The organism is Brevibacillus reuszeri (assembly GCF_002897295.1).
GTDB lineage: Bacteria > Bacillota > Bacilli > Brevibacillales > Brevibacillaceae > Brevibacillus > Brevibacillus reuszeri_A.
Window position 1 is genome coordinate 116,608 of record NZ_BEXF01000018.1, and the last position, 11,675, is coordinate 128,282.

General features: G+C 47.3%; 14 protein-coding genes. 11 read left to right on the top strand and 3 right to left on the bottom strand.

The genetic code is table 11. The features are described from left to right. Positions 1-110: 110 nt before the first annotated feature. Together C3B52_RS24465 and C3B52_RS24470 are read right to left on the bottom strand one after the other, a co-directional pair. Positions 111-710 (bottom strand): accessory gene regulator ArgB-like protein, encoded by a 600-nt coding sequence (locus tag C3B52_RS24465; protein ID WP_103109000.1) that lies wholly within the window; start codon positions 708-710, stop codon positions 111-113. Between the two features lie 15 nt (positions 711-725). Then, the gene (locus C3B52_RS24470) at positions 726-2,069 is read right to left on the bottom strand and encodes a sensor histidine kinase (RefSeq protein ID WP_103109001.1); all 1,344 of its coding nucleotides are present in this window, start codon (positions 2,067-2,069) and stop codon (positions 726-728) included. A 239-nt stretch (positions 2,070-2,308) separates the two neighbouring features. Here C3B52_RS24470 and hprK point away from each other — a divergent pair, with 239 nt between their 5' ends. The 11 genes from hprK to C3B52_RS24525 all read left to right on the top strand — a co-directional run bounded on the left by hprK (position 2,309) and on the right by C3B52_RS24525 (position 11,283). Continuing rightward, positions 2,309-3,244 (top strand): HPr(Ser) kinase/phosphatase, encoded by a 936-nt coding sequence (gene hprK, locus C3B52_RS24475; RefSeq protein WP_103109002.1) that lies wholly within the window; start codon positions 2,309-2,311, stop codon positions 3,242-3,244. Positions 3,245-3,267: 23 nt separating this feature from the next. Next, the gene (locus C3B52_RS24480; RefSeq protein WP_103109003.1) at positions 3,268-3,771 is read left to right on the top strand and encodes an acyltransferase; all 504 of its coding nucleotides are present in this window, start codon (positions 3,268-3,270) and stop codon (positions 3,769-3,771) included. A gap of 241 nt (positions 3,772-4,012) precedes the next feature. After that, positions 4,013-5,188 carry an ATP phosphoribosyltransferase regulatory subunit gene (locus C3B52_RS24485; protein ID WP_103109004.1) on the top strand — a complete coding sequence of 392 codons (1,176 nt, stop codon included), beginning with the start codon at positions 4,013-4,015 and terminating at the stop codon, positions 5,186-5,188. Between the two features lie 3 nt (positions 5,189-5,191). Further along, positions 5,192-5,839: an ATP phosphoribosyltransferase gene (gene hisG, locus C3B52_RS24490; RefSeq protein WP_103109005.1), complete on the top strand. Its 648-nt coding sequence runs from the start codon at positions 5,192-5,194 to the stop codon at positions 5,837-5,839. A 29-nt stretch (positions 5,840-5,868) separates the two neighbouring features. Beyond that, the gene (gene hisD, locus C3B52_RS24495) at positions 5,869-7,149 is read left to right on the top strand and encodes a histidinol dehydrogenase (protein WP_103109006.1); all 1,281 of its coding nucleotides are present in this window, start codon (positions 5,869-5,871) and stop codon (positions 7,147-7,149) included. A gap of 15 nt (positions 7,150-7,164) precedes the next feature. Beyond that, a complete protein-coding gene (gene hisB, locus C3B52_RS24500; protein WP_103109007.1) occupies positions 7,165-7,764 on the top strand; it encodes an imidazoleglycerol-phosphate dehydratase HisB in 600 nt (199 codons plus the stop codon). A 2-nt stretch (positions 7,765-7,766) separates the two neighbouring features. Then, positions 7,767-8,384: an imidazole glycerol phosphate synthase subunit HisH gene (gene hisH / locus C3B52_RS24505; protein WP_103109008.1), complete on the top strand. Its 618-nt coding sequence runs from the start codon at positions 7,767-7,769 to the stop codon at positions 8,382-8,384. Continuing rightward, complete coding sequence (gene hisA / locus C3B52_RS24510; RefSeq protein WP_103109009.1) at positions 8,381-9,130, top strand: 1-(5-phosphoribosyl)-5-[(5-phosphoribosylamino)methylideneamino]imidazole-4-carboxamide isomerase; 750 nt, start codon at positions 8,381-8,383, stop codon at positions 9,128-9,130. The genes hisH and hisA overlap by 4 nt, the downstream gene beginning before the upstream one ends. Then, the gene (hisF, locus tag C3B52_RS24515; RefSeq protein ID WP_103109010.1) at positions 9,120-9,878 is read left to right on the top strand and encodes an imidazole glycerol phosphate synthase subunit HisF; all 759 of its coding nucleotides are present in this window, start codon (positions 9,120-9,122) and stop codon (positions 9,876-9,878) included. The genes hisA and hisF overlap by 11 nt, the downstream gene beginning before the upstream one ends. Beyond that, positions 9,875-10,522, top strand: a complete 648-nt coding sequence (gene hisIE / locus C3B52_RS24520) for a bifunctional phosphoribosyl-AMP cyclohydrolase/phosphoribosyl-ATP diphosphatase HisIE (protein ID WP_103109011.1) — start codon at positions 9,875-9,877, stop codon at positions 10,520-10,522. The genes hisF and hisIE overlap by 4 nt, the downstream gene beginning before the upstream one ends. Positions 10,523-10,722: 200 nt before the next feature. Beyond that, complete coding sequence (locus C3B52_RS24525) at positions 10,723-11,283, top strand: GNAT family N-acetyltransferase (RefSeq protein WP_103109012.1); 561 nt, start codon at positions 10,723-10,725, stop codon at positions 11,281-11,283. Positions 11,284-11,481: 198 nt separating this feature from the next. Here C3B52_RS24525 and C3B52_RS37470 read toward each other — a convergent pair. Further along, positions 11,482-11,675 (bottom strand): hypothetical protein (locus C3B52_RS37470; RefSeq protein WP_235615846.1); only part of this gene is annotated, 194 nt, incomplete at its 5' end.

Below are 11,675 nucleotides of genomic sequence, written 5' to 3' on the forward strand. Positions count from 1 at the left end.
TGGGCTCGTACATGAAACCGCCCTTCAATACACCTGAGACGTTCAAAACGGAAAGGGAACCAAAGAAATTGCAAATAGCTGGAAGCACTTTCTTCATAAGTATCATCCTTTCAAGATTTGTTTTCCAGATACGAGACGATCTGGAACGAACGCGGCATGAGAAGAACTGACTGTAGCAGAACAGCAAGTATGTAAGTCATAGATAGCTTATAGGTATATTCTATCAAAATCACGGATAAAAGGCAACCAATTCCAATTGCTAGTAATACTATTATTCTATTTCTATTCTGAATTTTTGGGTCGGCAGGCATGTAGGTGTGTTTGGCCGGAGCATAGAAGTAGTTTATGAGGAAGCCTGCTCCGCCTACAAGTATCATTCCTATTTCTACATAAGGCGAAGAAAGCTCAGGTAGATTCTTGATAAGCAATCCGCCTGAGACGATGAGTGTTACCGTGAATGCAAGGCATGTCCAGGGGTTTTTTAAATGAACGCCGCCTGTCAGAAGACGTAAGCCGAAAAAAAAGAAGAGGAGAGGAATCACTTCGCCAATCAAGCCAAAAAGAAGGGAAAGGGCTACGATGACAATCACGTTAATGACATTAAGGATGAAGATTTCAATACCATGTGCCAATTGTCCTGTTGAAAAATGAGTTTCCTCTGTCTTGATCGATTGAGCAATGCGAAGAGATAGCCTTTCCGTCCATGTCATGCGACTGACCTCCTGTTATCGATTTGCAAATGAAATCCGAAAACTGGTCACACCATCCGCCGAGCGAACTAGGATCTTTCCACCATAACGATCTGTTACTGTTTTGACGATAGTTAAACCAAGGCCACCTTCACCAGATTTTTTTGTTGTATATCCGGCTTGATAAATATCATTTAATTTTGTTTCCGGGATAGTAGGTCCGCTATTTTCGATATAAAGGTAGTGCTCACGTTCTGACTGTCCCCATTCCAGAATGATATACCGATTTTCCTCAAGCTCGTATGATGTGGCCCGAATCGCATTATCCAGTAAATTACCTAAAATTTTAATGAGATCGAATGTTTTCATTTGGGAAAACTGACTGAGATCGTTAATGTTCATCGTAAGTGTTATGCGCTCGGCCAGACAAACAACCATTTTGGATTGCAGCAGAGAGGCGACAGCAGGATTTTTAATCCGCTCCAGGACCTGGGAGCTTGCATCAGCTGTTTTTTCAATGATGACGGTTTCTTGTAAAAGCTGTTCTACATACTCCTTTGCATGATGGTGCAATTCTTTCTTTAGAAAACCATTGATGGCCGTATAATGATTCAGAGAATCGTGCTTCATGGAACGCACGGCAGTAAACAGGTCTTGAATGCTGTTCAAATAAGGTGTCCCTGTTTCTTCCTCTACGCGGTTAATCGTTAAGTTGATATAGATCCGGAACAATACCACGATCACAATAAATAAGGCAAGGATGGCAAGCTGAAAAACCAACTGAAACTGTGGAGTATAAGCAGCAAGCACTTCTGAATTATTGCTACGAATAAAGAATGAGGTATTCATAAACAAGATAAGTAAAAACTCAATACTTCCAACCAGGATCAGTAGGAACAAGTAACGATTGATTCGATTTTGCTGAAAGAGGCGGCGAATATCGAATTTGGTCATTCGAAGCGTGAAGGCAATGAGAACAAAAATAAATAAGTACAACAGACGAACAATAACAGTCAGCATGGTTGTCGAAAGAATCTCGGTCCAGTAGATTTGCTGGGAGTTAAAGACCATCAACACAATTGATTCGGAAACAATCATGGAGCCAATCGCAGTCGTTCCCATAAATACCGACTTCAACAGGTTGAAACGATACAAACTAATGATCATTACGGTCGTGAGTAAGAACATAAGTAAAACCTTTGGCTGGTAATACACGTCAATAAATGAAAGAAATTCACCAGCCATTGAAAAAAGAAATGCAAACAAAAAGGCTTGTTTCTTCTTTTCAAAGACGGAATGGTTGAACATGGCCAAGCTAATCGTAAGTAGTAAGAAGGCTTCTGGTAGGTCTACTAGTATGAATCGAAGTATAAAGTCCAAGGTGATGCCTCCTCTCGGTCCGAATTTCGGAGTGAAGCTGTATGTAAATCTAATGTAACCCATATATGTCGTGATACCAATATCAATTCTATCTTATGAAATAACGTGAAAAATGTAAATGATACGACAACTTAGTTTGCTAGATATATCGGGCGGCGAGGTTGTCGTGGGTATGTCCATTTCGCTACAATAGGGTTATATAAATGAGGGACGGAAATCCCGTGTAAGGGGGAAGCTTCATGCGCAAAACGAATGTGAGTCATCTCGCCGATCATTTTAATATGACGATTTTGAGCGGCGAAGAGGGGCTGGGACGTGAGATTACAGTAACCGATTTGAGTAGACCCGGTTTGCAGCTGGCAGGCTATTATTCGTACTACGCCGAGGAACGTGTCCAGCTGTTCGGTCTGACCGAGATCAATTTCTTTCAAACCTTGTCGAGAGAAAAGCGCTTGGAGCGGATGAACTTTCTTATGCAAGGGCAAACCCCTTGTTTTTGCGTGACGCGCAATCAAGTTGTACCAGAAGAAATGATCGAGGTCTCCAATAAACAGGGAGTGCCTGTGCTGCAATCACCTTTGGCTACAACGACACTGGTTGGAAAAGTAACCAATTATCTTGAAAACCGCTTGGCGCCTACAACGACGATCCACGGTGTATTGACAGACGTTTATGGTGTTGGTGTGCTGATCATGGGCTCGAGTGGAATTGGAAAAAGCGAGGCGGCACTTGAGCTGGTCAAACGCGGGCATCGCCTGGTTGCAGATGATGCGGTCGAAATTCGGCAGACACAGGGTGGGCAGCTTAGTGGTAGTGCTCCTGAGTTGATTCAGCATTTGCTCGAAATTCGCGGTGTAGGTATTATTAACGTCATGACAATGTTTGGTGCTGGGGCAGTTCGCAACGTGAAAAATATAGAGATGGTCGTACAGCTGGAGTTGTGGGAGCAGCACAAAATGTACGAGCGGTTGGGGCTGGATGAAGAAACGTTGAAAATCATGGACACAGAAATTCCGATTATCACCGTACCCGTAAGACCTGGTCGAAACCTTGCTGTCATTATTGAAGTGGCGGCGATGAATTTCCGATTGAAACGGATGGGGTACAATGCTGCAGTCCATTTCTCCCGAAAACAATCGAGTGCGATTCTAGAAGACGTCGATTCCGATCTGTAAGAGGGGAAGAAGGGGACAAGCGTATGCGAAAGACGACACGGTATCCGGTCCATGGAGCCAATCCATTGTGGCAAATGTATCAGACGGTGAGCTTTTGGAAGGTCATGAAAAACTTTGTAGTGATCCAAATAGCACGGTATACACCGTTTTTAACTTGGAAGAACTGGCTGTACCGGACGTTTCTGCGTATGGAAGTGGGCGAGCAGACTGCCGTTGCGCTCATGGTCATGATGGATACCATGTTTCCCGAGCTGATCAAGATTGGCCGAAATAGCGTGATTGGATATAATACGACGATTCTCGCTCACGAGTATTTGATCGAGGAATATCGTCTCGGAGAAGTCCGAATTGGTGACGGCGTACTTGTTGGAGCGAATTCTACGATCCTGCCAGGAGTGACGATTGGAGATGGAGCGATCGTAGCGGCGGGAACGGTTGTACATAAGGATGTTCCGGCTGGTGCTTTTGTCGGGGGCAATCCGATGCAGCTGATTCGGGAAGGCAAGCAAACAAAAAACGAACAGTAATGCTTTGAGAAAACGAATATGGACCATACGAAAGAGTACTTACAACAATGTTGGGGTACTCTTTTTTTACGTGTAAGAATTTACAAGAGAGGCGGTGATCTTGAAAGGATGTAATCTTCTGACTATTCTAATCTCTGTTGACCGTATTTTGTTTACGTGGTAATCTTCTTCATAACACTTTAACTTGTTACCATATTAGCAGAGTAAAGCATTTTGAGAATAACGCATGGAGGGAATAACGATGGCGAAGCCGTTGGGATTTGAAAAGCCGTTAGGGATGAGGGATATATTGCCGGAATCACTTGCGAAGCAACGGCATCTGGAGCGCCTGCTCGGGCAGTGCATTTCTCGCTGGGGGTACGAAGAGATATCAACCCCGTCTCTGGAATATTACGATACGGTCGGTGCTGCCAGTGCGACGCTGACAGACCGCATGTTTCGATTGTTGGACAAACAAGGGCATACAGTTGTGCTGCGGCCGGACATGACGACGCCGATTGCCCGCGTTGTTTCCTCTCTATATAAAGATGTACCTGTACCAATTCGGTTGTTTTATCAGGCAAATGTATTTCGGGCGCAAGAAAAAGAAGCGGGGCGAAATGCAGAATTTTTTCAGACGGGCATTGAGCTGATTGGGGATGCTTCCGACGATGCAGACGCAGAAGCGATTGCACTCGCCGTTTTTTGTTTGCGAGCGGCTGGAGTTGAAACGTTTCGCATCGCAGTTGGACACGTCGATTTTGTAGATGGGCTTTTAGAGGATGCTATCGAACAGGAAAGCGATCGAAACCAATTCCGCCAATTTTTATATGAGCGTGACTTTGTTGGTTTTCGCCAACTGCTCTCGACGCTGGACATCACGAGCGAGGCAAAAGACAGATTGGAAGCCTTGCTGCGGTTGCGTGGAGGAAAAGCAAAGATCGCGGAAGCCTATGAGCTGACAGGCAACGAAAAAGCGAGACGTGCTGTTGATACGATCGCCTCTTTGTGGGAAGCACTAGAAGGCTACGGGGTTACGGATGATCTGTTGCTCGACTTTAATCTGATTATTAACCTGAATTACTACACTGGGGTTGTTTTTGAGGGCTATGCTGCCGATTTGGGCTCACCTCTTCTGGGTGGAGGACGTTACGATCATTTGCTCGCACAGTTTGGACGTCCTGCATCGGCTACCGGCTTTGCGATCAAAATGGACCGACTTTTGCAGGTTACTCCAGTGCTCGACAGCCAGCCAGCTTCACGCATCCTGCTTTGCTACACAGCCGATTCCCGCAAAAAGGCTTTGACTGAAGCTCAGCTATTGCGCGACGATGGGCTTGTCGTAGTCACGCGCTTGGTGAGTGAGGAAGCGGATGTTGCAGCCCTTCAAGATAAGGGATATACGAAGGTTATTTGTTTGACGGAACAGGGGGAGTAAGAGATGGCGGCTTTCGACAACGCCCAGAAGCTGACGATTGCGATGCCCAAGGGCAGAATATTTGAAGAGGCTGTCCATTTTTTGCAGCAAGCGGGCTTGCAGGTGACAGCAGAGCTCCAGGATTCTCGCAAGCTGATTATCCCGGTCGAAAATGCACAGCTCGAATTCATTTTGGCGAAACCAACTGATGTCCCGACTTATGTGGAATATGGAGTAGCGGATGTCGGCGTGGTAGGCAAGGATGTTCTGCTGGAAGAAGAGCGGGACGTTTACGAGCTGCTGGATTTGCAAATCGGATATTGCCGTATGATGGTCGCAGGGCTACCAGACTGGAAGCCGACAGAGGCACCGAGGGTGGCAACGAAGTACCCGAAAATTGCTTCTCGCTATTTCCGAGAGCAAGGTCAGCAGGTGGAGGTCATCAAATTAAATGGCTCCGTAGAGCTGGCTCCATTAATCGGCTTGGCGGATCGGATTGTCGATATTGTTTCGACAGGCAGAACCTTGCAGGAAAATGGATTGGTAGAGCTGGAGAACATTTGCGAAATCACGACCAGGCTGATTGCCAACCGAGCCAGCTATCGTATGAAAAGCGAGGCAGTAGATGATATAGCAGGAAAATTCCTCGAGGTTATACCAAGAAGAAAATAAATAGAGAACGTGGAGAGGTGAATAGGATCATGCGCATCATGTCGGCGAGTCAATTTGATGGGAAAAGAACGGTAGACTCCGGGACGACGGATCAGCAGGAAGCGGTGCAAGCGATTCTTCTCGAAGTTCGGAAACGTGGAGATGAAGCGCTGCGGGAGTATACTGAGCGATTCGACCGTGTGCGATTGCAGCAGTTTCGGGTAAGTGAAGCGGAGTTTGCTGAAGCGAGTGAGCAAGTCACACCGGAAGTAAAGGCAGCTCTGGAAGAAGCAGCAGCTAATATCCGCGATTTCCATGAACGTCAGGTACGTCAATCGTGGTTTACCACCAAGGAAAGCGGAACTCTGCTCGGACAAATCATTCGACCGCTGAAGCGTGTGGGACTCTATGTTCCTGGCGGGACTGCAGCGTATCCCTCGAGTGTCTTAATGAATGCGATCCCGGCAAAAATTGCGGGTGTACCTGAAGTTGTCATTACGACCCCACCTGGAGCAGACGGAAAAATCAATCCGGCCATCCTCGTAGCAGCACAGATCGCCGGAGTGAATGAGATATACAAAGTAGGGGGAGCGCAAGCTGTTGCAGCGCTAACGTACGGCACCGAGCAGATTTTGGCGGTAGATAAGATTGTTGGGCCAGGCAACATCTATGTCGCACTTGCTAAGCGTGAAGTATTTGGGCTGGTGAGCATCGATATGGTTGCAGGTCCTAGTGAAATTGCCGTACTTGCTGATGATACTGCGAATCCACGCTATGTCGCGGCAGATCTACTCTCACAGGCAGAGCATGACCCGATGTCGGCTGCTATCCTGGTTACCACTTCGCAGACATTGGCGGAGGCTGTTGCGTCAGAGGTAGAGCGGCAGCTGAAGGATTTGCCTCGCAAGTCGATCGCTGAGGCAGCAGTGCGGGATCATGGTGCCATTTTAGTGGTTAACGATTTGGATGAGGGCTTTGCGGTTATTAACCGGATTGCTCCTGAGCACTTGGAGATCATGATTGACGAGCCGTTTGCTCATTTGGGCAAAGTAGAAAATGCAGGTGCGATTTTCTTAGGCCCATACAGCTCGGAGCCGGTAGGAGATTATTTTGCCGGGTCAAACCATGTAATTCCGACAAATGGAACGGCTCGTTTTTCATCTCCTCTATCGGTAGATGACTTTATTAAAAAATCAAGCGTGGTTTCGTATAGCAAAAGCGATTTGCGCGAAAATGGTCATAAAATCATTACGCTAGCGGAGCAAGAGGGCTTGGCTGCACACGGTCGAGCGATTGCAGAGCGTCTGCGGGACTTAGATAGCGAAGAGTAGGAGTGGAAAGAGAAAATGATCGATACGCAAAAGCGAGTAGCACAGATTGAACGAAATACGAATGAGACGCAGATTGCGCTTTCCTTTGGAATTGATGGAGCAGGTGACAGCAAGCAGGATTCAGGCGTTCCGTTTCTCGATCATATGCTTGATTTGTTTACCCGTCACGGTCACTTCGATTTAACGGTAAAAGCAAAGGGAGACATCGAAATCGATTATCACCATACCGTGGAAGACATCGGTATTTGTCTCGGTCATGCGCTGCGAGAGGCACTGGGTGACAAAAAGGGGATCAAGCGTTACGGAAACGCTTTTGTGCCAATGGATGATGCGCTAGCGCAAGTCGTGATCGATATCAGCAATCGTCCGCATCTGGAGTATCGCGCGACTTACCCGAGTAATGTTGTGGGACAGTTTCCTACTGAGCTGGTACATGAGTTTTTGTGGAAGCTTGCTCTTGAGGCGCGGATCAATCTGCATGTAATCCTGCATTACGGACACAACACACACCACATGATCGAAGCCATTTTTAAAGCACTGGGTCGCGCTCTGGATGAAGCAACGACGATTGATCCTCGTGTAAAAGGGGTCCCGTCAACTAAAGGGGTTTTGTAAACATGATCGGCATCATCGACTATGGCATGGGGAATTTGTACAGCTTGAGCAAGGCATTGGAGCGACTGGGGTATGCGTATGAGTTTGTGTCCGATCCTGAGCGTTTAACAGAGTTCAGTGGCTTGATTCTACCGGGGGTAGGCGCTTTTGGTGATGCGATTGCAAACATTCGTGAGCTCGGATTGGAAATAGCGTTGCAGGATTATGCGGCATCTGGCAGACCGATTCTCGGCATTTGCTTGGGGATGCAGCTGTTGTTTGGGAAAAGTGAGGAGTATGGGGAGCACATCGGGCTTGGTCTGCTAAGCGGAGAGGCTGTTCGCTTTCGCGGTGACTTCAAGGTGCCGCATATGGGCTGGAACGAGCTGCAGGTAATGCAGCAGCACTCTTTGCTCAAAGGAGTACAAAGCGGCGATTACGTTTATTTTGTGCATTCCTATCATGTGCGTGTAGGGGCGCCTGAGGTGCTGCTAGCGACAACTGATTATCATCGGGATGTTACTGCGATTGTAGGGCGCGACAACGTATTTGGGATGCAGTTCCACCCGGAAAAAAGTGGAGAGACTGGCATGCGCTTGCTGCGCAACTTTGCGGTTTTGTGTGAGGAGGTTTTGGCATGAGCTTTATCATATATCCTGCTATCGATATTCGCGGCGGAAAATGCGTTCGATTGTTTCAAGGGGATTACGCCCAAGAAACGGTGTACGCAGATTCCCCTCTCGAAATGGCAAAACGTTGGGTAGAACAAGGGGCAGCCTGGGTTCATCTGGTCGATTTGGATGGAGCAAAGGAAGGCAAGCCCGCAAATGCAGAGCTGATTAAAGAAATTGCCCGTTCGATTTCGGTTCCTGTTCAAGTGGGAGGCGGCATTCGGACTGAAGAGCAAATAGCGGATTACTTGGAGGCGGGCGTAGCCAGAGTCATCGTCGGTACGGCAGCAATCGAGGACGAGCCCTTCACCCAGAGGATTTTGCAGGCGTACGGAGACAAAATCGCGATTGGGCTGGACTGCCGCAATGGATTAGTGGCCACGCGCGGCTGGTTGACGACGACCGATGTGCAAGCAACTGAGCTTGCCAAGCGCTTGGTATCATATGGAGCGGAAACTTTTATTTATACGGATATCGCACGAGATGGCACCTTGACTGGGCCGAATGTGCAGGAAATATCAGCACTGGCGCTAGCTACGGGTAAATCCGTAATTGCATCGGGCGGAGTCAGCAATCTTGATGATCTGCTAGTCTTATCCGCACATTATGCAGAGGGTGTTTCGGGAGCGATTGTCGGCAAAGCGCTCTATACCGATGCCTTTACATTGGAAGAGGCGTTGGCTCGTATGGAGGAGCGTGGAACGAATGCTGGCTAAACGAATCATTCCTTGTCTGGATGTAAAAGACGGACGTGTCGTAAAAGGCGTGCAGTTTGTGGGGCTGCGTGATGCGGGGGACCCGGTCGAGCTGGCGAAAAAGTACAGTGAGGAGCGAGCGGATGAGCTCGTTTTTCTTGATATATCTGCCTCCCATGAAGGCCGGAAGACAATGGTAGACGTCATTGAGCGCACGGCAGCAAACATCACGATTCCTTTTACGGTAGGTGGAGGCATTAACAGCGTAGAGGATATGAAGCGAATATTACGTGCGGGCGCAGACAAGATTTCACTCAATACAGCGGCTGTTTTGCGCCCTGAGCTGGTTCGTGAGGGTGCAACCGTTTTTGGCTCGCAATGTGTGGTTGTGGCTATTGATGCTCGTCTAGTCGGTGGAGATCGCTGGGAGGTGTACACCCACGGCGGGCGTAATGCAACGGGTAAGGACGTTATCAGCTGGGCACAGGAAGTAGAGGTGCTGGGAGCGGGAGAAATTTTGCTGACCAGCATGGATAACGATGGAGAGAAAAAAGGCTTCGGTATCGAATTGACGAGACGGGTATCAGAGGCTGTCCGTATTCCAGTAATTGCGTCAGGAGGCGCTGGGTCAAAGGAAGACTTCTACGATGTACTCACTGATGGAAAGGCTGATGCCGCATTGGCAGCCTCGATATTCCATTATGATGAAACGTCCATTCAGTCGGTGAAGGAGTATTTGCAAACCAAAGGAGTAGTGGTGCGGCCATGACAGTACAATTTTCACTAGAGGAATTGCGGTTCGACGAAAGTGGCCTGATTCCAGCTATCATACAGGATGCAAGTAGTAAGAGCGTGCTGACGCTTGCCTATATGAACAAAGAATCTTTGCAAAAATCGTTGGAAACAAAAGAAACGTGGTTTTGGAGTCGCTCCCGGCAAGAGCTGTGGCATAAGGGCGGAACATCCGGCAATACACAACGGATTGTTTCCATGAGCTATGATTGTGACGGTGATGCACTTGTTGTGCAGGTTGTTCCGAACGGTCCTGCTTGCCATACAGGAGCCTATAGCTGTTTTTCCAATGCACTGCTGGGAACAGAAGCAAAGGAACTACAAGCTGGCAACCAAGCTGATCGTTTTGCGATCCTGGGTGAGCTCGAACAACTGATTGCTGCACGTGAGCTGGAGCGTCCCGAAGGCTCCTATACGACCTATCTGTTTGAAAAAGGTGTAGACAAGATTCTGAAGAAAGTGGGAGAAGAGGCAGCGGAAGTGATTATCGCAGCGAAAAATCGTAGTGCAGAGGAATTGCGATATGAAGCCTCCGATTTGATTTTCCACCTGCTTGTTCTCTTGCAGGAGCAAAAGCTGCCATTGGACGCGGTATTAACTGAACTCCAAGGACGTCGATAGATTGTGATTCAGGTAGCCACTCTTTTGCGAAAGAGTGGTTTTTAATGTCGCCTGCCATAAAGTGGTTTCCTTGGAGGTTTTCTTGTAGAATAGTAACAACTGACTTTCGAAAGGTGTGGTGACCATGAATACAAATAGTCAAAGCAAGTTCAACCGTCAAAGTGAATGTACCAACTACCAATCGAAAGGCAGGAAACGAAATGATCAGAGGCAATTTAGTAGAATTGCGTCCAGTTACGGCGGAGGATATGGAGAGGCTGTATGTTTGGCGTAATGATGAAGAGGTAGCGACGTTGGCAGCAGGCTCCTCGTTTGTCACATATAGCATTGTTTCACTTGATAGCTTGCGTACTATGTACGAGGAGGCCGTACGAACTTCAAAGCTGGATGACAAATTGAACCAGTTTGTTTTTTCGGTCTATACGCTTGATGGTGTGCACATCGGAAATTGTGATTATCGCCGGGTGGATCCAATCACACGTGCTGCTACGATTGGAATCGGCATTTTGGCAAAAGAATATTGGAGCAAAGGGTACGGTACGGATACTCTACATGCTCTGTTGCGCTTTCTCTTTTTAAAGATGAATTTGAATCGGGTGCACTTGGATACATGGAGCGGAAATACCAGAGCGATTCGTGCCTATGAAAAATGCGGCTTTGTTTTGGAGGGTCGCCTGCGACAAAACGAATACATTGATGGGCAGTATTACGATACGATCATGATGGGATTACTACGTGAGGATTATCTACAAACGAATTAATGAGAAGGGCTGTGCCAAATGAAGGTTTGGCGCAGCTTTTTTGTACGCCAGGGAGCGAAATAAAATAGCTGAGAAACGAACGAAAAAATTTAGTGTAAATAAACTTTTAAAATAACCCTTGATTTCGCTTTTTAGATATGATAGATTATTCCTTGTCGCCAACAAGCGATGACAAAATGCGAGTAAAGACAACAAGATTCAACGAAAAAACTTCTTGACTCGCCTATGACGAACGTGATAAGATGTAAAACGTTCGACAAAAAACGCTCTTTGAAAACTGAACAGCGAAAGCGTTAATGAGTCTATCATTAAATGATTTGCCAGCTTTGAACCAGTAACAAACTTTATTGGAGAGTTTGATCCTGGCTCAGGACGAACGCTGGCGGCGTGCC

Bases quoted from the DNA above. Each gene is read 5' to 3' on its own strand.
- hisB (WP_103109007.1), top strand. From the start codon at position 7,165: ATGATCGATACGCAAAAGCGAGTAGCACAGATTGAACGAAATACGAAT.
- hprK (WP_103109002.1), top strand. From the start codon at position 2,309: ATGCGCAAAACGAATGTGAGTCATCTCGCCGATCATTTTAATATGACG.
- hisA (WP_103109009.1), top strand. From the start codon at position 8,381: ATGAGCTTTATCATATATCCTGCTATCGATATTCGCGGCGGAAAATGC.
- C3B52_RS24465 (WP_103109000.1), bottom strand. From the start codon at position 710: ATGACATGGACGGAAAGGCTATCTCTTCGCATTGCTCAATCGATCAAG.
- C3B52_RS24480 (WP_103109003.1), top strand. From the start codon at position 3,268: ATGCGAAAGACGACACGGTATCCGGTCCATGGAGCCAATCCATTGTGG.
- hisD (WP_103109006.1), top strand. From the start codon at position 5,869: ATGCGCATCATGTCGGCGAGTCAATTTGATGGGAAAAGAACGGTAGAC.
- hisIE (WP_103109011.1), top strand. From the start codon at position 9,875: ATGACAGTACAATTTTCACTAGAGGAATTGCGGTTCGACGAAAGTGGC.
- hisH (WP_103109008.1), top strand. From the start codon at position 7,767: ATGATCGGCATCATCGACTATGGCATGGGGAATTTGTACAGCTTGAGC.
- hisF (WP_103109010.1), top strand. From the start codon at position 9,120: ATGCTGGCTAAACGAATCATTCCTTGTCTGGATGTAAAAGACGGACGT.
- C3B52_RS24485 (WP_103109004.1), top strand. From the start codon at position 4,013: ATGGCGAAGCCGTTGGGATTTGAAAAGCCGTTAGGGATGAGGGATATA.
- hisG (WP_103109005.1), top strand. From the start codon at position 5,192: ATGGCGGCTTTCGACAACGCCCAGAAGCTGACGATTGCGATGCCCAAG.
- C3B52_RS24525 (WP_103109012.1), top strand. From the start codon at position 10,723: ATGATCAGAGGCAATTTAGTAGAATTGCGTCCAGTTACGGCGGAGGAT.